At 68.5% G+C, this 18,791-nt stretch carries 19 protein-coding genes and 1 riboswitch; of the genes, 12 read left to right on the top strand and 7 right to left on the bottom strand.

Annotation, left to right across the window (positions count from 1 at the left end; all coding sequences use genetic code 11):
* Positions 1–726: HNH endonuclease (locus tag FPP74_RS12155; protein WP_186439368.1), on the top strand; the 726-nt coding region annotated here is incomplete at its 5' end.
* An 11-nt stretch (positions 727–737) separates the two neighbouring features.
* Here FPP74_RS12155 and FPP74_RS03125 read toward each other — a convergent pair.
* Positions 738–1,928, bottom strand: a complete 1,191-nt coding sequence (locus FPP74_RS03125) for a hypothetical protein (RefSeq protein WP_144717121.1) — start codon at positions 1,926–1,928, stop codon at positions 738–740.
* Positions 1,929–1,988: 60 nt separating this feature from the next.
* A complete protein-coding gene (locus FPP74_RS03120) occupies positions 1,989–2,933 on the bottom strand; it encodes a DUF808 domain-containing protein (RefSeq protein ID WP_095546220.1) in 945 nt (314 codons plus the stop codon).
* 113 nt (positions 2,934–3,046) lie between these two features.
* Positions 3,047–3,158: riboswitch (TPP riboswitch) on the top strand.
* On the opposite strand from FPP74_RS03120, the gene FPP74_RS03115 reads away from it, so the two are divergent.
* The 4 genes from FPP74_RS03115 (at position 3,153) to FPP74_RS03100 (ending at position 6,328) form a co-directional block, all read left to right on the top strand.
* Positions 3,153–3,776, top strand: coding sequence for an ECF transporter S component (locus FPP74_RS03115; protein ID WP_095535184.1), 624 nt, complete (start codon positions 3,153–3,155; stop codon positions 3,774–3,776). It overlaps the preceding riboswitch by 6 nt.
* Positions 3,777–5,102, top strand: coding sequence for an ABC transporter ATP-binding protein (locus tag FPP74_RS03110; RefSeq protein ID WP_144717120.1), 1,326 nt, complete (start codon positions 3,777–3,779; stop codon positions 5,100–5,102).
* The gene (locus tag FPP74_RS03105) at positions 5,099–5,860 is read left to right on the top strand and encodes an energy-coupling factor transporter transmembrane protein EcfT (protein WP_095553150.1); all 762 of its coding nucleotides are present in this window, start codon (positions 5,099–5,101) and stop codon (positions 5,858–5,860) included. Before FPP74_RS03110 ends, FPP74_RS03105 begins: the two co-directional genes overlap by 4 nt.
* Complete coding sequence (locus tag FPP74_RS03100; protein WP_144717119.1) at positions 5,861–6,328, top strand: hypothetical protein; 468 nt, start codon at positions 5,861–5,863, stop codon at positions 6,326–6,328.
* Here the strand turns inward: FPP74_RS03100 and FPP74_RS03095 are convergent.
* Entirely contained in the window at positions 6,325–6,861 is a 537-nt protein-coding gene (locus tag FPP74_RS03095; RefSeq protein ID WP_095275813.1) for a DUF402 domain-containing protein, read from the bottom strand. The genes FPP74_RS03100 and FPP74_RS03095 overlap by 4 nt on opposite strands.
* A gap of 5 nt (positions 6,862–6,866) precedes the next feature.
* A complete protein-coding gene (locus FPP74_RS03090; RefSeq protein ID WP_095275816.1) occupies positions 6,867–7,553 on the bottom strand; it encodes a hypothetical protein in 687 nt (228 codons plus the stop codon).
* Between the two features lie 239 nt (positions 7,554–7,792).
* Between FPP74_RS03090 and typA the strand changes: the two genes are divergently transcribed.
* From typA to FPP74_RS03055, 7 genes are all read left to right on the top strand, one after another.
* Complete coding sequence (gene typA, locus FPP74_RS03085; protein ID WP_144717118.1) at positions 7,793–9,709, top strand: translational GTPase TypA; 1,917 nt, start codon at positions 7,793–7,795, stop codon at positions 9,707–9,709.
* An 11-nt stretch (positions 9,710–9,720) separates the two neighbouring features.
* On the top strand, positions 9,721–11,367 hold the full coding sequence (locus FPP74_RS03080) for an ABC transporter family substrate-binding protein (RefSeq protein WP_144717117.1): 1,647 nt from the start codon (positions 9,721–9,723) through the stop codon (positions 11,365–11,367).
* A 50-nt stretch (positions 11,368–11,417) separates the two neighbouring features.
* Positions 11,418–12,299, top strand: a complete 882-nt coding sequence (mshB, locus tag FPP74_RS03075; RefSeq protein WP_144717116.1) for an N-acetyl-1-D-myo-inositol-2-amino-2-deoxy-alpha-D-glucopyranoside deacetylase — start codon at positions 11,418–11,420, stop codon at positions 12,297–12,299.
* Positions 12,300–12,310: 11 nt separating this feature from the next.
* Positions 12,311–12,676, top strand: coding sequence for a hypothetical protein (locus FPP74_RS03070; protein ID WP_144717115.1), 366 nt, complete (start codon positions 12,311–12,313; stop codon positions 12,674–12,676).
* Between the two features lie 13 nt (positions 12,677–12,689).
* Entirely contained in the window at positions 12,690–13,013 is a 324-nt protein-coding gene (fdxA, locus tag FPP74_RS03065; RefSeq protein WP_095535127.1) for a ferredoxin, read from the top strand.
* 4 nt (positions 13,014–13,017) lie between these two features.
* A complete protein-coding gene (gene dapC / locus FPP74_RS03060) occupies positions 13,018–14,124 on the top strand; it encodes a succinyldiaminopimelate transaminase (RefSeq protein ID WP_144717114.1) in 1,107 nt (368 codons plus the stop codon).
* 193 nt (positions 14,125–14,317) lie between these two features.
* Positions 14,318–14,851 (top strand): GtrA family protein, encoded by a 534-nt coding sequence (locus tag FPP74_RS03055; protein ID WP_144717135.1) that lies wholly within the window; start codon positions 14,318–14,320, stop codon positions 14,849–14,851.
* Between the two features lie 55 nt (positions 14,852–14,906).
* Here FPP74_RS03055 and dapD read toward each other — a convergent pair whose 3' ends face one another.
* From dapD to FPP74_RS03040, 3 genes are read right to left on the bottom strand one after another with little or no spacing between them, the layout of a single operon-like run.
* Positions 14,907–15,872 carry a 2,3,4,5-tetrahydropyridine-2,6-dicarboxylate N-succinyltransferase gene (dapD, locus tag FPP74_RS03050; protein WP_144717113.1) on the bottom strand — a complete coding sequence of 322 codons (966 nt, stop codon included), beginning with the start codon at positions 15,870–15,872 and terminating at the stop codon, positions 14,907–14,909.
* Between the two features lie 5 nt (positions 15,873–15,877).
* Positions 15,878–17,314, bottom strand: a complete 1,437-nt coding sequence (locus FPP74_RS03045; RefSeq protein ID WP_255456046.1) for an amino acid permease — start codon at positions 17,312–17,314, stop codon at positions 15,878–15,880.
* On the bottom strand, positions 17,311–18,717 hold the full coding sequence (locus FPP74_RS03040; protein ID WP_370511786.1) for an amino acid permease: 1,407 nt from the start codon (positions 18,715–18,717) through the stop codon (positions 17,311–17,313). Before FPP74_RS03040 ends, FPP74_RS03045 begins: the two co-directional genes overlap by 4 nt.
* Positions 18,718–18,791 lie beyond the last annotated feature (74 nt).

The raw sequence follows: 18,791 nt of genomic DNA, 5'->3' as shown, positions 1-18,791 counted from the left end.
AAGAAACTCGCCCCGCCTACTCCGCGGGCGCCGAAAGCAAGCATCACCTACCACGACAAGGGACTGTCCACCCTGCACGTCACGGGGCGCACCAGCGACGTGCTCGCCGCCTACCACGCAGCACGCCCCGACCCGGCAGCGTGGCTGACCGGTGATGCCACCGCCCGTGCTGCCGCACCTGCGGTGACCACGGTGCTCAACATGGACATCGGCGAGTTCGCCGCCTGGCGCACCCACCCCGACAACGCCGCCGAGATCCAAGTGCAGCTGACTAACGGCGAGTGGCTTGACGGTGCCGAGTTGGTCAACCGGAAGCTCGACAAGGCGGGCTACATCGCGCTGATCTCGCCGACTGACGGGCCGGTCAACCTGTATGCGACCACCCTTGCCGGGGATGACCCGGCCAACCCGAGGCGGGCGACCCGGGAGCTGCGGCTGTTGATGAGTGCGGACGGGCCGACATGCGCCTGGGCGGATTGCCACCAGCCGGCGGATGTCTCCGAGGCGCACCACCTCACCGAGTGGGCTGACGGGGGAAGCACCGAGATTGGGAACCTGTGTTGGTTGTGCACCTACCATAATCGGCAAAACGGCAGGCCATCCCGCGGCCGGATGCACCGGCACCGCGGGCGCGTTACCTGGCAGAGCCCGAGTGGGTATCGAATACCCGGCGGGGTCGACCACGCCGACCCCGACAGACGCGAACAACGCCTCGCCCACATCTGACACACGCCCGCCTAGTCGGCCGGCGTGACTCCGTCGCGCTCTGCTATGAAATGCTGCAGCGTGCGGTCGGGGGCGCGGTGGTGCCCCTCGGCCTCGAGACCCGACGCTGCCTGTGCGCGCTGTTGGCGGCGCAGCTGCACCTTCTCCACTTCGGTGAGATAGTCACCCGCGCCGCTCCAAGAGTGCTGGGGCGCGAACCCCGCGAGGCGCGCGCTGTGCAGGTCCGCGAACGATTCGGTTGGCGTGGGGTCCGGTGCTGGTGCTGGTGCTGGCGCTGGTGCTGGTTCCGGGTCGGGGGCGGGAGTGTCGTCGACGATGCCGAAAATCTCCGTCGGCGCGGCCATCTCGGCCGGACGGTCGCCGCCGGTGAGCGAGACGTAGCGCGCCGTGTGCAGTGGCTTGACCTCCTCGTCTGGGTCCGTCGCGTAGTCGTGCTCCACGGTGACAGCCCACGAGCCGTCGGGGAAGTCGACCACGGACCAGGGGCGGCGCGGGCGCGTGTCGGGGACGCTCAGCGCGGGGACGAGTACGGGCCCTTCGCCCGGTGAGGCGACGTCGAGGGCGGCCATGGCGTCGATAAGCACTGTCCTGGCGTAGACCTCTGGGGCGCCGAGGGCCGTGGCCTCTTCGACGAACTCGACGAGGTCGAGCGCGTCGTCGCCGGTGAAGCCGCCGAGCACGCGGCCGTCGTAGACCGCGACGACGGTGTCGGCGATGCGGTGCAGGGCCACGAGCCACTGGCCGGGGGAGAGCATCTCCAGCTCCTCGGCGGAGAACTCGCCCGCGGCGGTGTCGATGACCATCATGTCGCCGGGCGGGAGGACCCACGCGCCGGCCGGGGTGTCGTTGCGTGGCACGGCGAGCTGGGTGGGAGGCAGGATCACGGCCACGTCGAACTGGCCGGTGGCGGCGTTGAACCGCAGCTCTGCGGTCGTGCCCGGGCGGAGCAGCGACTTGTGCACGCGCTCGATGTCGGGGAAGCGGGCGCGGTCCTCGGCGGGGACGGTGCCGATCACCGCGCCGTTGTAGCGGACGCGCCACGACCCGGTCAGGGGGTTCGCCTCGAGGTCGACGTCGATGTACGAGGTGGCGCGGTTGGCTTCGAAGTCGGTGAAGAGCGCGGCCTGCACCACGTGGGTGAGCCGGATCTCTTCGCCCGCGCCCCAGATAGCGGGGGAGAGGGGGTAGCGCTGGAGTCCCACGGCCTTGGCCTCCTTCGGCTTGTGTCGTTCGTTGCCGTTTACTTTAGGCGCTCCGACACACTACGCGGCCTGGTGCCCCGCTTCCTTGTCGCGAGACGGCAGCACCTTCTTCACGCCGGAGACAATGGCCAGCACGATGAGACCCACGATGAGGCCGGTGACCAGGGAGATGCCGGTGTCGACGAGCCAGCCGAGCGCGCCGCCGCCCACGGCCTCGACGCCGCGCTCGATGAGGTCGTGCGGCCAGTGCCAGCCGAAGACCTCGTGGAAGCCGCGGATGATGAGGTGGCCGCCGACCCACAGCATGGCGACGGTGCCGATGACGCCGATTGCGGTGAGCACGTACGGCATGCCCTTGACCAGCGCGCGGCCGAGTCCTGGCGTGCGGCCGCGTTCGATCATGCCGTGGCCGATGTCGTCGACTTTCACCAGCAGCGCAACGGCACCGTAGACCAGCACGGTGAGGAAGATGCCCACCGCGATGAGGACGGCGGCTTCCATCCAGATGGGCTGGTCGGCAACCTCATCGAGCGAGATGATCATGATCTCGGCGCTGAGGATGAGGTCTGTCGTAATGGCGGACTTCACCAGCGAGTCTTCGTCCGCAGCCGACTTGTTCGCGGCGCGCTCCTGCTCGGCCTTGTCGTCGGCGGTGAGCTTGTGCACGATCTTTTCGGCGCCCTCGAAGCAGAGGTAGGTGCCGCCGACCATGAGCAGCGGCACGAGCGCCCACGGCGCGACCGCGTTGAGCAGCAGCGCGATCGGCAGGATGATGAGCAGCTTGTTGCGCAGCGAGCCCTTGGTGATCTTCCAGATCATTGGCAGCTCGCGCGCGGGCGTGACGCCGGAGACGTACTGCGGGGTCACGGCGGCGTCGTCGATGATGACGCCGACCGCCTTGCTCGAGGTTTTCGCGGTCATCGCGGCCACGTCGTCTGTTGATGCCGCGGCGGTGCGTGCGATCAGCGCGACGTCGTCAAGCAGCGCGAGGAGTCCACCAGCCATATTCTTACCTTTCTGTTGACAGCGCTCCAAGCTTATCGACGATCACCTGCCCCCGCCGACTCCGCACGAATCGGGCGGTTCCGGCGGCCCCGTTGCGCTCGGGTACGCTAATGATGCACTACACGGGAGCTGGGCGCGCGCCTGGCTGAGATTCCGCGATACGCGGTAAACCGTCGAACCTGATCCGGGTAATACCGGCGATAAGGAAGGAAGATTCGCATGACTGCGGCACCGAAATCCAACTCCTGGCGCGTGATCGACATTGTCACCGCCGCCGTCCTCGGCGTGGCCTGCGGCCTGCTGTTCGTGCTGTGGAACGGCGTGGGTTACGCGGGCTACAAGGCTATCGACGCCGTCACCCCCGGCCTCGGCGGCCTGTTCACTGGCATCTGGCTGATCGGCGGCGTGCTGGGCGGGCTTATCATCCGCAAGCCGGGCGCGGCCGTGTTCGTGGAGGTGCTCGCGGCGTCGGTCTCCGCGCTGCTGGGCAGCCAGTGGGCGATCGAGACCGTTTACTCCGGCCTGGCCCAGGGCCTCGGCGCGGAGCTCATCTTCCTCATCTTTATGTACAAGCGCTTCTCGCTGGACGTCGCGGTGCTCTCCGGCATCGGTGCGGGCGTGGGCGCGTTCGTGCTCGAGCTGTTCACCTCCGGGAACCTGGCGATGAGCCTGAGCTACAACTTGATTTACCTCGTGTGCACGGCCATCTCCGGCGCGGTGCTCGCGGGCCTGCTCGGCTTTGTCCTGGTCAAGGCGCTGGCGAAGACCGGCGCGCTGGATCGCTTCGGCGCGGGCCGTGAACGGCTGCGCGCACAGGCAGGCACGCCGAACCCGGGCCGCTAGATGCCCGCGATCCTGGCCGAGGGCCTGAGCTACCAGTACGCCACCCGCGCCGAGCCCGCGTTTACCGGCGTGGACCTGTGCGTCGAGCGCGGTGAGCGCGTCATCCTCACCGGCGATTCCGGCTCCGGGAAGTCCACGCTGCTTGCCGTGCTCGCCGGTCTGGCGGGCGGCGACGACGAGGACGGCCACAGCACCGGCACGCTCAGCGTCGACGGCACGGTCGGCATGGTGATGCAGGACCCGGAGGCGCAGACCATCCTCACCCGCGTGGGCGACGACGTCGCCTTCGGCGCGGAGAACCTCGGCGTGCCACGCGAGGAGATCTGGCAGCGCGTGCGCGCCTCCCTCGACGCCGTGGGCCTCGACGTGCCGCTGGATCACAACACCGCGCACCTCTCCGGCGGGCAGAAGCAGCGGCTCGCGCTCGCCGGCGTGCTCGCGATGGGGGCGGACATCCTCATCCTCGACGAGCCGACCGCCAACCTGGACCCCGCGGGCCGCGACGAGGTCATCGCGGCGGTGGAGCGCGTGTGCAACGACACCGGCGCCACGCTCATCGTCGTGGAGCACCGCCCGCGTCCGTGGGCCCACCTGGCGACGCGCGCGGTGCGGCTGGGCGCGGAGGGGGTGGATGAGGTGGGCGTCGAGAAGCTGCCCGGCGCCCCGCAGCTGCCGCCTGCGCGCGGTGTGCCGAGCGGAACCCCCGCGGCGCTGACGACGCGCGGTGTGCAAACGCGCGTGGGGCCGCCGCGCGACCTGACCATCCCCGAGGGTGCGTCGACCGTGATCACGGGGCCGAACGGCGCGGGCAAGACGACGCTCGCGCACGTGCTGGCGGGCCTGGACGCGCCGAAGGCTGGCGAGATCGCCTACGCGGACTCGATCACCCGCGGGCTGACCACGCCCGCGATCCGGTGGAAGTCGGCGCAGCTTGCCGAGCGCATCGGCTTCGTCTTCCAGGAACCGGAGCACCAATTTGTCACCTCGACGGTGCGCGAGGAGATGGCGCTGTCCGGCGCGACGCAGGAACGCATCGACGAACTGCTGCGGAGGCTGCGCCTTTCGCACCTCGTCGGCGCGAACCCGTTCACCCTCTCGGGTGGGGAGAAGCGCCGGCTGTCGGTCGCGACCGCGCTGGTCAACGCGCCGAGCCTCGTGCTTTTCGACGAGCCCACGTTCGGCCAAGACGACCGCACCTTCACCGAGCTGGCGCGCCTAATCCGCGAGCTCACCGAGGTGGGTGTGACGGTGGTGTCGATTACGCACGACGAGGTGTTCATCGACTCGCTCGGCGACCACATCATCCGGTTGGAGACTGCATCGTGAACCTGCTCGAGGGGATGAACCCGGTCACACGCATCCTGGGCCTTGCGCTGCTGACAACGCCGCTGTTGGTGAGCATCGACTGGGTCTCCGCGACCGTCGCCATCGTGGCGACGCTCCTGCTCGCGCCGCTGTGCGGGGTGGGCTACGGCAGGTTCGTGCGCCGCGCCTGGCCGCTTCTGTTGCTGGCGCCGCTCGCCGGCATCCCGATGGCGCTGTACGGCCAGTCGGGCGGCGAGGTCTACCTGGACTACGGGCTAATCCAGGTCTCGGAGCTGTCGGTGTCGCTGGCGTGGGCGATTACGTTGCGCGTGCTGGCGGTGGCGCTGCCAGTGGTGGTGCTCTCGGCCGACGTGGACCCGACGGATCTCGGCGACGGGCTGGCCCAGGTGCTGCGCCTGCCCGCGCGGTTCGTGCTGGGGTCGGTCGCTGCGCTGCGGATGCTCACGCTGCTGCGCGAGGACGTGGAGGCGATGCGACGCGCGCGGCGCTCGCGCGGGATCGCGGACATGAACCGGGTTCGTTACGCGTTTTCGCTGGCCTTCGGCTTGCTCGTGATGTCGTTGCGCCGCGCCGGCAAGCTCGCCACCGCCATGGAGGCGCGTGCGTTTGGGCGGTCGGGGACGCGCACGTGGGCTCGAGAGTCGAAGATGCATGCTCGCGACTGGGTGGTGCTCGCGGTGTGCGTGGCGCTCGCTGCCGTCGCGCTCGGCGCGGCTTGGGCGACGGGGGAGTTTCGCCCGGTGTGGGCGGTGGGCTAAGTGCCGTACACGCTGCTTATCGACGGCCCCTCCGGCGCCGGAAAGACCTCGCTGGCCAACCAGATTGGCGCCGCGCTCGGCATCCGCGTGGTGCACCTGGACGACTTTTATCCCGGCTGGTCGGGCCTCGCGGAGGGGGCGGCGATGGTGGCCCGCGACGTGCTCGACCCGGTCGCGCCCGGATACTGGCGGTGGGACTGGGAGCGCGACAGGCGGGGGGAGTGGGTGCCCCTTGACCCGCGCGCGGATGTGATTGTGGAGGGGGTGGGGGCGGTCACGTGGGCGTCGATAGGCAAGGCCCGGGCGCGGGGCAGCGTGGACACGCTGCGGGTGAGCGCCGACGAGAACTTGCGCAAGCGGCGGGCCCTGGAGCGGGACCCGCACTACGCCGAGTATTGGGACATGTGGGCCGCGCAGGAGTCGCAGCTCGCCTGCATTCCGGTGGACGTGGAGGTGCGGCGCGTTTAGCCGGCCGGTGTGAGCTCGACCTCGTCGGCCCAGGTGAGCTCGATGCCGAGGGCGCGGAGCCACTCCATCGCGTCGTCGTCGTGGCGAGTGATGCCCTCGACCGCGCGAAGGGTGACGTCGATCGCCTTTTCGGCTTCTTCGGCGGTGATGAGGCCGGCGGAGCAGGCGGCGGCGAGCTCGTCGATGTCCACGACGTCGATCGGGTTGCCGGTCAGCGACACAAGGTCGACGTAGAGGTCGCGGGTGCGCCAGACGTCGCCGTCAACGTCAATGTCCGCGACGTCGAAGTAGAAGTCTTGCTCCTTCTCCGCGCCCTCGCGGAAGTGGAAGATGTTGGCGCGCAGACCAAGCTCGGGCAGCAGCCAGCTCTCCAGGTAGCCGAAGCGGGGGTGGTTCGCGCCGCGGGCCATGTAGAGGCCGAAGTCCGTCACCTTGTACGTGTCCACCTCGCGGAGGAAGCCCTTCGGGTCGGTGTTGGTGTTCGACGTGGTGTCGAAGCTTTCCTGCTTCACGGGGTGAAGGTCGGCGCTCATGGTTACTACCTCACGTGGAAACTAGCTGCGGTGGGGGCGAACTTGCAGACGTTGTCGGCGGTGCGGGCACTGCCGTCAATGACTGCCAGGACGCGGCCGGCGCCTGTCGCGGCGGTGCCGGACAAGGTGGTCGGTCCTGTCGGGTTTATCCCGTGGTTGCCCAACGGCGTTACACCGGTGCGGAAATTGTCCAGGTTGATCCAGTACGCATTCATGAGGCCCTGGTCCTGCGCTGCCGCCGGCGTGCCGAGCGCCGTGAAGACGAATGTGGCCTCGCCCGCGGCGGCGCCAGGCTGGGGGCTCGTGGCGGGGCCGGGGACCACGAGCGCGGAAGCAGTGGAGTGCATACCAGGGCCGATGCAGTTGGAGGAGACGGTCGGCCAGGCGAACTGCGTGAACGCGGGCGCGTCCTGCGGCAGCTCGGGGCCGCCGAGCTCGCCTTGCCCGGCGTAGAAGGCGAGGGCGGTGCGCAGCAGGTTGGCCGCGTCAGCGGGGACGAACGGCTGGCTGGCAAACGCCTCGACGCGCGCAATGGTCTCGTCGTTCGGGCGGCCCAGCGTGTCGAGCGGGTTGGAGGACGTCGTGGAGCCGACGGTGACGGGCCCCGCGGAGGGAGCGGCGTGCGCGGCCGGGGCGACGGCGAGCGTGGCGGCGGCAAGTGCGCTAGCAGCGGCGATGGCGGTGGTTCGCACGGCGGTGACGTCTTCCTTCGGGGTCTCGGGGCTGGGGGCTCGACGCGGGGTCTGGCGCGCACGAACGCGCGCAACACACCCGCACCTTGCGCAACTACAGCAACAGTAGTCACTTTTGTCACACTGTCAAGGTGGGGTGGAGGGGCGTCGATAAGCGAAATGCTCCAAACGTGCGAGTTGGGCGCGGCAGGGGTAAGGTTTAAGCGTTCTACCGCCTATGTATAAGGAGCACCGGATCAGTGTCGCATCCTGAATTTCGTAACGTCGCCATCGTCGCCCACGTTGACCACGGCAAGACCACCCTGGTGAACGGCATGCTGGAGCAGTCCGGTGTGTTCGGCGACCACGGCGAGCACGGCGACCGTGTGATGGACTCCGGCGAGCTTGAATCCGAGCGTGGCATCACCATCCTGGCCAAGAACACGGCGATTCGCCGTAAGGGCAAGGGCAAGGACGGCCGCGACCTGGTCATCAACGTTATCGACACCCCGGGCCACGCCGACTTCGGCGGCGAGGTCGAGCGCGGCCTGTCCATGGTGGACGGCGTGGTGCTGCTTATCGACGCCTCCGAGGGCCCCCTCCCGCAGACCCGCTTCGTGCTTGGCAAGGCCCTCGAGGCCAAGAAGCCGGTGATCATCTGCGTGAACAAGACCGACCGCCCGGACGCGCGTATCGACGAAGTCGTGGAGGAAGCACAGGACCTTCTCCTCGAGCTCGGCGCGTCCCTGGAAGACCCGGAGGCCGCAGAGGCCGCCGAGAACCTGCTCGAGCTGCCGGTGCTCTACGCCTCCGGCCGCGAGGGCCGCGCGTCGCTGGAGAACCCGGGCAACGGCAATGTCCCGGAGAATGAGGACCTCCAGCCGCTCTTCGACGTCATTTACGACACCCTGCCGGAGCCGTCCGCTGAGATCGACGCGCCGCTGCAGGCCCAGGTGACCAACCTGGACTCCTCCTCCTTCCTTGGCCGTATCGCGCTGATCCGCGTGTACAAGGGCACCGTGAAGAAGGGCGACACCGTCGCGTGGGTCCACTACGACGCCGAGGGCGAGCAGCACGTGAAGAACGTGAAGATCGCCGAGCTGCTGGTCACCGAGGGGCTCGACCGCGTCCCGGCGACCGACGACGTGGTCGCCGGCGACATCGCCGCAGTCTCCGGTATCGACGAGATCATGATCGGCGACACGCTCTGCCACCCGGAGCACGTCGAGCCGCTGCCGCGCATCAAGATCGACGACCCCGCGATCTCCATGACCATCGGCGTGAACACCTCCCCGATGGCCGGCCGTAACGGCGGCGACAAGCTCACCGCGCGTATGGTCAAAGCCCGACTGGACCAGGAGCTCATCGGTAACGTCTCCATCAAGGTGCTGCCGACCGAGCGCCCGGATGCGTGGGAGGTCCAGGGCCGCGGTGAGATGGCGCTGACTGTGCTCATTGAGACGATGCGCCGGGAGGGCTTCGAGCTCACCGTGGGCAAGCCGCAGGTGGTGACCAAGGAGGTCGACGGCAAGACCTACGAGCCGTACGACCACATGATCATTGACGTCCCGTCCGAGCACCAGGGTGCCGTCACCCAGCTCATGGCCAACCGCAAGGGCCAGATGACCACCATGGGCAACGCCGGTTCCGGCGACTGGGTCCGCATGGAGTTTGACGTGCCGTCGCGCGGCCTCATCGGCTTCCGCACCACCTTCCTCACCGAGACCCGCGGCGCTGGCATTGCCAACTCGTACTCCATCGAGCACCGCCAGTGGGCCGGCGAGATCAAGGGCCGCCCGACCGGCTCGCTCGTGGCCGACCGCTCCGGCCAGGTCACCGCGTACGCGCTGCAGAACCTCGCAGACCGTGGCGACTTCTTCGTCGAGCCGGGTGCCGAGGCGTACGAGGGCATGGTCGTCGGCGCGAACAACCGCGACGAGGACATGGACGTCAACATCACCAAGGAAAAGAAGCTGACCAACATGCGCTCCGCCACCGCGGACGCGACCGTCACCCTGGCGAAGGCGCGCACCCTGTCCCTGGACGAGGCCATCGAGTTTTGTGACGACGACGAGTGCGTCGAGGTTGCCCCGGAGGCCATGCGCGTGCGCAAGATCATCCTCGACGCCACCGAGCGCGGCCGCGCACGTTCCCGCGCGAAGGCAAAGAACAAGTAAGCGGTCTCCCCATGCACGACCCCGCACGCAGGTGGTGTGCCGCGTTCGGCGCAGCGCTGCTGCTCGCGGGGAGTGCCGGGTGCGCCGCCAACCCAAGTCCGCCGCCACTGGTGGACCCCGCCGAGGTGCAGGACGCCCCCGGCGGCGACACCAGCGCCAACGATGCTGGTGACAGCGCCGCGGAGCCGGACGAGGAGACGTCGACAAGCAAACCCACGCAAGGCCCCGAGCGGACCCAGATCACGGTCGGCACGGACACGCTGCGCAACGGCCTGAACCCGCACCTGCGCGCCGACGAGTCCGCGATGGTGCGCAGCATTGCCAACCTCGTGCTGCCCAGCGCGTTTGTGGACGGCGTCCGCAACGACGAGCTGCTCGTCGCGGCGACGCGGCTGCCCACCTCGAGTTACGCCATGACGGTGCGCTACGTCATCGCGCCGGAGGCGCAGTGGTCCGACGGCACGCCGATTACCGGCGCTGACTTCGCCTACCTGTGGCGCGGGATGTCGCACACCCCGGGCGCGATCGACGCGGAGGGGTACGACGCGGTGGTGGGCGTGCGCGTCAGCGGCGACGGCGGCAAGGTCGTCGACGTGGACTTCGCCCGCCCGGTCCGGCAGTGGCAGAGTCTGTTCCAGCACCTGCTTCCCGCACACCTCTTCGCGGCGGACGCGTCGGACTTCCGCGCGGCGCTGCACGACACGATCCCGGCGTCGGCCGGCCGCTACATGGTGCGTGAGGTGGACCGCGGCCGCGGCACGGTCACGCTCAACCGCAACGACAGGTTTTGGGGCGAGTCGCCCGCGCAGATTGACATCATCAACCTCCAGGAGGTGCGCACGACCACCCAGGTTGCGGACCAGCTGCGCGCGGGCCAGCTCGCGTTCCTGGACAAGACGCCGCAAGAGACGTCGTCGCGAGTGCTCGACCTGCTGCCATCAACGCAGACGCGCCTGATCAGCACCCCGCGCACGCTGGGCGTGAACGTGTCAGTGACCTCGGGCCTGTCCCGCGGGATGCGCGAGGAGCTTCGCTCGCTTATCGACGTTCCACTGCTCGCCCCCATCAGCGCCGGCCGCTCCGCGGACCTGGACCCAGCCGAGCCTACCCCGCCCCTGGAAGGCGAGCCTGTGCGGCTGCAACAGTTCGTGGAGAAGTACCGGCCGCTGCGCATCGGCGTGGACGCCTCCGACACGGCCGCGTCCGCCGCGGCGCGCTCGCTCGCGGACATCCTCAACGGCCACGGAGTGCGCGCGAGCGTCGTGTCCACCGATACCGCGTCGCTGCTGTCCAGCAGCATGCCCGAGGGCAACGTTGACGTGCTGGTGGGGTGGCGGTACGACGCGGGGACCACCACCCAGCTGGCCGGGCGCGTGGCCTGCCCGACAGGCAAGTACCTGGAGGAGAACGTTTCCGGGCTGTGCACGCAGGAAAACCAGCTACTGGCCAGCGCCATCCTTTCCGGCGAGGTGGGCCAAGGCGAGGCGGCGCGGCGCGTCGCCGCCATCGAGCAGCAGGAGGTGCTCTGGGTGCCGGTGGTGCGGGAGCGCCGCATCCTGGCGCTCGGGACTACAATCGACGGCCCCGACGCGGACCTGCAACGATGGAACCAAGGCCTGTCGAGCGCCGCGCAGTGGACGCTCACCGGCACTGAGTAGCAGCCGAGCAGCGCACGCCGCCCAAACCAATTCAACGCAAGGAGTAGACAATGCACACCACCAACAGGGACCTCGCCGGCTACCGCGTGGTGGCGGTCCACGCACACCCGGACGACGAGGCGATCACGATGGGCGGCACGCTCGCGGACCTGGCGGCCCGCGGGGCGGACGTGCTTGTGGTGACCTGCACGCTGGGGGAGGAAGGCGAGGTCATCGGCGAGCCCTACCAGCAGCTCACCGTCGACCACGCCGACCAGCTCGGGGGCTTCCGGATCCGGGAGCTGCAGGAGTCGCTCGCAGCGATGGGCGTGCGCGGCGCGTTCCTCGGCGGCGCGGGCTGCTACCGGGACAGCGGGATGGCCGGGTCCAAGGCGCACGAGAATCCGCGGGCGTTTGTGCATGGGGGGCAGGGGAGCGTCGATAAGCTTGCTGCCCTGCTCGAGGCCGAGCGGCCGCACCTGGTGCTGACCTACGGACCGGACGGTGGGTACGGGCACCCCGACCACATCCGCGCGCACGAGATTGCGCACGCGGCCGCCGAGCAGGTTGGCGTGCCGCGCATCCTGTGGGCAGTGCGGCTGGCGGAGGAGACCAACGCGCTGCTTCCCGCCGAGGCTCCGGAAGGCTGGCGGCTGCCGGAGGACGGCGAGCTCGACGGCGTTGCGCATTCCGACGTCGCGGTGCGGCTTTCCCACACCGCGTACAGCGCGAAGGTGGCGGCGATGCGCGCGCACGCCACCCAGCTGTGGATCGCGGACGGGCGCACCAGCGCCACCAACCCGCACTCGGTCGTGGGGCAGGGGCCGGTGGTGTACTACGCGTTGTCCAACCTCATCGTGCAGCCGATTCAGCCGTACGAGCACTTCCAGCTTGGCGCGGGCGTGCCGATTGAGCGCCCGGAGGACGGGGTGCTCGGGGGTCTGGCTCGGTGACGGAGCCGGCCGTGCGCACGGACTACTCGCGCGGCGAGGTCGTCGCCGCGATGGTGTGGCTGGGCATCGGCGCGCTGGGGTCACTGCTGCTTGAGGTGGTCTACCTTGGCGCGCGCGTGGGCAGCGTCCCCGTGCCCGCGACGGTGCTGGTGGCGCTCGCGTTCAATGTGGTGCTGACCAGGACCGCCCGGTTGTGGGCGCGCGGTGGAGCGTGGATCGCCTTCGTACCCCTGGCGGTGTGGCTGGGCGGGTTCTACGCCCTCATGTTCGTGCTTCCAGCTGGCGGCCCGCAGCTTGTGCCGGATAATATTCTGACGTTGCTCCTGCTGTTCGCCGGAATTTTGGGTGGCGTTTTCCCGATGCTCCGAGCGAAGTGACATACTGGACGGCATGACTTACGTGATTGCTCAACCATGCGTGGACGTGCTGGACCGCAGCTGCGTCGAGGAGTGCCCCGTCGACTGCATCTATGAAGGCAAGCGCATGCTCTACATCCACCCGGACGAGTGCGTTGACTGCGGCGCGTGCGAGCCGGCTTGCCCCGTCGAGGCCATCTTCTACGAGGACGACACCCCGGACGAGTGGGCGGAGTACTACGACGCCAACGTCGGCTTCTTTGACAAGCTCGGCTCCCCGGGCGGCGCTGCGAAGACCGGCCCGACCGGCTACGACCACCCGTTTGTAGAGGCACTGCCGCCCCAGAACCAGGACTAGGCGTATGCCGGTTACACCCAAGCGTCAGCCCCTTGGTCAGCGCCTGCCCGAGTTCCCGTGGGACACCATCGCGGAAGCGAAGGCGAAGGCGGCTGCCCACCCGGACGGCATCGTCGACCTCTCCGTGGGCACCCCCGTCGACCAGGTCGCGCCGTCCATCCAGCTGGCGCTCGTCGAGCACGCGGCGGAGCCGGGGTACCCGCAAACCGTTGGGCTCCCGGAGCTGCGCGAGGCGATCGTGGGCGCGATGGCGCGCCGCTTCGCCGTCACCGGGTTGGATGAGCGCTCCGTCCTGCCGGTGATTGGCACCAAGGAAGCCATCGCGTGGCTGCCCACGCTGCTTGGCCTGCAGGGGCAGAAGGTGGTCATCCCGGAGCTCGCGTACCCGACGTACGAAGTCGGCGCGCTGCTCGCCGGCGCTGAGCCCGTGCGTTCCGACGCACCCGTCGAGGGCGCCGCGCTGGTGTTTATTAACTCGCCGTCGAACCCCTCGGGGCGTGTGCTCAGCGAGTCCGAGATGCGCGAGTGGGTTGAGTTTTCGCGCGATACCGGCGCGATCATTGCGTCCGACGAGTGCTACCTGGGCCTGCCGTGGTCTGCTGAGCCGGTGAGCATCCTCGACCCGCGCGTATGCGGCGAGGACATGACCAACCTGCTGGCACTGCACTCGCTGTCCAAGACCTCCAACCTGGCCTCCTACCGCGCTGGCTGGATCGCGGGTGACACAGACTTGGTCCAGGAGCTCCTGTTTGTGCGCAAGCACTCCGGGCTCATGGTGCCGGGCCCGATTCAGCACGCCATGCGCGCCGCGCTTATCGACGACACCCACGAGGAACTCCAGGCCTCGACCTACGCCAAGCGACGCGCTACGCTCATGGCCGCGCTGCTCAAGGCCGGCTTTACCGTCGACCACTCCGAGGCCGGCCTGTACCTGTGGTCGCGCCGCGACGGGATGGAGGCCCGCGAAACGCTGGACTGGCTCGCGGAGCGTGGCATCCTGGCGGCGCCCGGCGACTTCTACGGACCGGCCGGTGGGGCCCACGTCCGCATCGGCCTCACCGCGACGGACGAGCGCATCGCCGCCGCCGCGCAGCGACTCACCGCGGCGTAAACACTGCGTATCCACCGCGCGCGTTTTTCTTCTCAATACGGCCACGTACTAAGCTATATGGGTTAGCACGTGGCCGTTTCGCGCTGCCGGGCGCCGGCGATCGGCGCGGTGGCGCTGGAGACGGCGCAGGACAACGTCCCGGCAGGAAGAAGGAGGCGCGGGTAGCGTGAGCAGCTCAGCAACCACCGAGCGTATGGCGAACGGTCTGCGCGAATTTATCAAGTTCGGCCTCGTCGGCGGCTCCGGCGTGGTGGTCAATCTCGCCGTCTTTTACGTGGCGAAGAAGTCGCTCGAGGCAGGGCTGGACCTTCACGAGGCCGACGCGCTCATGAGCATCCCGGGCACCCGGTTCAACATCCGCTGGTACCACCTACTCTCCACGCTGGCGTTCGTCATCGCCAACGTCTGGAACTACCAGCTCAACCGCTCCTGGACGTTCCGCAAGATCGAGCAGCGCAACTGGTTCGCGGGCTTCTTCCCGTTCCTCGCCACGGGCGCGATCGCCTTCCTTGTCTCGCTGACGTTCATGACGCTGTTTATGAACCCGACCTCGCCAATCGCGCTGCCGGACCACATCTTCGACGATTCCTCCGGACTGCGCACCAAGTCGTACTGGGCCCAAGGCTTATCGACGATCATCGCCACCCCCGTCAACTTCATCATCAACAAATTCTGGGCGTTTGCGAAGCCGAAGCCGTCGGCTCCGCACGAGGGGGAGGAGACGTAAGAAACTCCCCACCAGCCCGAGCAGGCCAGGTGGGGAGTGATGGGGGGCAGAGCGCCTAGTTGGCGTGCAGCGCCTCGTTGAGCTCGATGCCCTTTGCGGCAACGACCTCGATGGCTCCGGAGGTGGAGTTGCGGCGGAACTGCAGGCCGTTGGCGCCGGAGAGCTCGAGCGCCTTGATGGTGGCGCCTGCTTCCTTGCCGAGCGCGTCGGCAACCTCGGCGGTGAGCACGACCTTGGCGCCGGCGGTGACGTAGAGGCCGGCTTCGACCACGCAGTCGTCGCCAAGCGAGATGCCGATGCCCGCGTTCGCGCCGAGGAGGCAGCGCTGGCCGAGCGTGATGGTTTCCTTGCCGCCGCCGGACAGCGTGCCCATGATGGAGGCGCCGCCGCCGATGTCGGTGCCGTCGCCCACGGTCACGCCCGCGGAGATGCGGCCCTCGACCATGGAGGCGCCGAGCGTGCCGGCGTTGAAGTTGACAAAGCCCTCGTGCATCACGGTGGTGCCCTCGGCGAGGTGGGCGCCGAGGCGGATGCGGTCGGCGTCGCCGATGCGTACGCCGGAGGGCACCACGTAGTCGACCATGCGGGGGAACTTGTCCACGGAGTAGACGATGACGGGGCCGCGGGCGGCGAGGCGGCCGCGGGTCATCTGGAAGTCGGAGACCTCGCAGGGGCCGTAGTTGGTCCACACCACGTTGGCGAGCAGACCGAACACGCCGTCCATGTTCGCGCCGTGCGGCTTGACCAGGCGGTGGGAGAGCAGGTGCAGGCGGAGGTAGACATCGTAGGCGTCGATCGCCGGCTCGTTGATGTCAGCGATCTGGGTCTCGACGGGGACGCGTGCCACGCCGCGGTCCTCGTCGGGGCCGACCAGGTGGGAGAAGCGCGGGTCTTCCTCCTCCAGGCGGGTGGTGCCGGTTTCCGTCACGGGCTCGCCCAGCTTGGGGGCGGGGTACCAGACGTCGAGGACAGTGCCATCATGGGTCACCGTGGCAATTCCACGGGCAATCGCTGAAGTCATGACAGCTAGCTTAGATCATTCTGCCCGGTTGTCCCCGATGCGCCCCGGATTGCCGCAGACCGGCGCTTGGTAAACAGTGACGCGACAACGAGCGCTGCGGAAACGATGAGGACGGCGAGGACTTGGCCGCGGGCGGTGGCGTCGATAAGCATGAGGGCCACGAGCAGAAGGAGGGCGACGAAGGTGGCCCACGGGACGATCATGCCCCCCTGGACCTCGACGGCGGCGTGGCCGGAGCCGGCGCGCATCTGCGGGCGCAGGCGGATGTAGCTTAGCGTGATCATGATCCAGGTGACGATGAGGCAGCCGCCGACCGCGTTCATGAGGAAGCTGAGCAGCCCCGGCGGGTTCCACCACTGCAGACCGACCGCGGCGAACGCGAAGACGACGGAAACGATGACCGAGTTCGTGGGCACGCCGTTGGCATTGGTCTTGGCGAGCCACGCGGGCGCATCCCCCTCGAGTGCCTGCTGGTAGGCAAGGCGCGAGGTGCCGAAGATCTGCGCGTTGAACGCGGAGAGCAGCGCGAGGACGATGACGACCTCCATGAACCCGACGACGCCCGGCACGTTGGCCATGGACAGCACCTGCGTGAACGGGGAGTCCGCGGCGGAGTCGGCGGCGTCGATCTGCGCGTAGGGCAGCAGGAGTATGATGACCACGACGGAGCCGACGTAGAACAGCGCGATGCGCCAGATGATGGAGTTGACCGCGTTCTTCACGGCCTGCGCTGGGTTCTCGGACTCGGCGGCTGCGATGGTGACCACCTCAATACCGCCGAACGCAAACGCGACGGCCAGCAGCCCGGCCGCGATCCCCGGGATGCCGTTCGGGGCGAAGCCGGATTCCTGAATATTGGTCAGGCCCACAAAGTCGTGGCCGGGGAGGATGCCCAGGAAAAGGGCGGCGCCGATGACGAGGAAGCCGATGATCACGACGATTTTGATCATGGCAAACCAGTACTCAAACTCGCCGAAGCCCTTGACCTGCGCCAGGTTGACCACGGCGAAGAACACCACCGCGACGAGCGCGGGGATCCACTGGGGGACGCCGAACCAGCCGCCCATTATCGCGGCGGCGCCGGTGATTTCCGCGCCGCCGACCATGATGAGCAGGAACCAGTACAGCCAGCCGAGCAGGAACCCCGCCCAGTGGCCGAACGCCTGGCGCCCGTATGTGGCAAACGAGCCGGAGGAGGGGCGCGACGCCGCCATCTCGCCGAGCATGCGCATCACGGCGACCACGATGAGGCCCGCGATGAAGTAGGCGATCAGGATGGCGGGGCCGGCGGCGCGGATGCCCTCGCCGACGCCCAGGAAGAGGCCGGCGCCGACCGCCATGCCCAGCCCCATCAGGGTGAGGTGGCGGGACTTCAGGCCGGAGCCAAGCTCAGTGCCCTGCTCAGGGTTGTGATCGGGGCCGGTTCCTGTGGTGCTGCTCATCGGATGTTCCTTTCGGCCGCCTTCGCGGCGTTGATGCGGAAGGAGTCGGTGCGCGTCCACAGCACACCTGCAATGGCGGCCACGCCGACGACGACGGCCACCGCGAGTAGCTGCGTGCGCCCGTCGGGTGTGGTGAGCATGAGGACGACGAGCGCTGCAGCGAGCGCGATGGTCGCCCAGGGCAGCACGGACGGCGCCCACATGCGCACCTGCGTGATCTCGCCCGTGGCCACGAGTCGCGGGTGGAGGCGCAGGAAGGAGAAGCTGATGGCAAACCAGATCACGATCAGGCAGCCGCCGACCGCGTTGAGCAGGAACGCGAGCAGCCCCGGCGGGTTCCAGTACTGCAGGGCGACGGCGCCGAACCCGAAGCAGACGGAGACGATGACCGCGCGCATGGGCACCCCGCGCGTGTCCGTGGTGGCAAACATCTGCGGGGCGTCGCCGCGCAGCGCCAGGTTGTGCAGGAAGCGGGAGGAGCCGTAGATCTGCGTGTTGCACGCCGACAGGAGCGCGACCACGATGACGGCCTCCATGATGCCCACCGCGCCCGGGACGTTGGCCAGGTGGAGGACGGCGGTGAAGGGGGACTCGGAGGCGTCCTTGGCTCCGCCGATCTGCCCGAATGGCAGCAGCATGACGATGAGGAGGACCGAGCCGATGTAGAAGAACCCGATGCGCCAGATGATGGAGCGGATCGCGGCGTGGACCGCCACCTCGGGGTCTTCCGACTCGGCGGCGGCGATGGTGACCAGCTCGATGCCGCCGAAGGCGAATGCGACGGCGAGCATGGCGGTGGCCACGCCGCCCCAGCCGTTGGGCATGAACCCGACCTCGGCGATGTTGCTTTTGCCGACGAAACTGGTGCCGGGCAGCAGACCGAGCCACAGTGCCACGCCCAGGATCAGGAACGCGATGATGACGGAGACCTTGATGAGGGCGAACCAGAACTCGAATTCCCCGAAATTCTTCACCGCGGCGAAGTTGATCACGGTAAACACCACGATGGCCACGAGCGCCGGGATCCACGGCGAGATGCCAAACCAGGCGGCGATGATGGCGGAGGCGCCGGTGATTTCCACGGCCATGATCATGATCATCATGAACCAGTACAGCCAGCCGATGGCAAACCCGGCCCAGGGGCCGAGCGCCTGCTCCGCGTAGGTGGAAAAGGTGCCGGAGGACGGCCGCGCCGCCACCATCTCTGCAAGCATCTGCATGATGCACACGGTGATCGCGCCGGCGATGAGGTAGGCGATGATCACCGCCGGCCCGGCAGCGGCGATGCCCACGCCGGTACCGAGGAAGAGCCCGGCGCCGATTGCGGAACCGAGCCCCATCATGGTCAGGTGGCGGGTTTTGAGGCCACGCTCAAGCGAGACGGAGGCAGAAGTCGGTGCGATGACCGACGCGCTGCCAGGGGAATCCTGAGAAGACATGGTCTTACTCTAATCGTTGACACCGCGACGCGGGCCAA

It is taken from the genome of Corynebacterium sp. NML180780 (assembly GCF_007786415.1).
Lineage (GTDB): Bacteria > Actinomycetota > Actinomycetes > Mycobacteriales > Mycobacteriaceae > Corynebacterium > Corynebacterium gottingense.
The sequence above is the reverse complement of the archived record's forward strand: the minus strand, read 5'-3'. Positions and strand labels throughout refer to the sequence as shown.

Bases quoted from the DNA above. Each gene is read 5' to 3' on its own strand.
- FPP74_RS03120 (WP_095546220.1), bottom strand. From the start codon at position 2,933: ATGGCTGGTGGACTCCTCGCGCTGCTTGACGACGTCGCGCTGATCGCA.
- FPP74_RS03115 (WP_095535184.1), top strand. From the start codon at position 3,153: ATGACTGCGGCACCGAAATCCAACTCCTGGCGCGTGATCGACATTGTC.
- FPP74_RS03110 (WP_144717120.1), top strand. From the start codon at position 3,777: ATGCCCGCGATCCTGGCCGAGGGCCTGAGCTACCAGTACGCCACCCGC.
- FPP74_RS03095 (WP_095275813.1), bottom strand. From the start codon at position 6,861: ATGAGCGCCGACCTTCACCCCGTGAAGCAGGAAAGCTTCGACACCACG.
- FPP74_RS03080 (WP_144717117.1), top strand. From the start codon at position 9,721: ATGCACGACCCCGCACGCAGGTGGTGTGCCGCGTTCGGCGCAGCGCTG.
- mshB (WP_144717116.1), top strand. From the start codon at position 11,418: ATGCACACCACCAACAGGGACCTCGCCGGCTACCGCGTGGTGGCGGTC.
- fdxA (WP_095535127.1), top strand. From the start codon at position 12,690: ATGACTTACGTGATTGCTCAACCATGCGTGGACGTGCTGGACCGCAGC.
- dapC (WP_144717114.1), top strand. From the start codon at position 13,018: ATGCCGGTTACACCCAAGCGTCAGCCCCTTGGTCAGCGCCTGCCCGAG.
- FPP74_RS03055 (WP_144717135.1), top strand. From the start codon at position 14,318: ATGGCGAACGGTCTGCGCGAATTTATCAAGTTCGGCCTCGTCGGCGGC.
- dapD (WP_144717113.1), bottom strand. From the start codon at position 15,872: ATGACTTCAGCGATTGCCCGTGGAATTGCCACGGTGACCCATGATGGC.
- FPP74_RS03045 (WP_255456046.1), bottom strand. From the start codon at position 17,314: ATGAGCAGCACCACAGGAACCGGCCCCGATCACAACCCTGAGCAGGGC.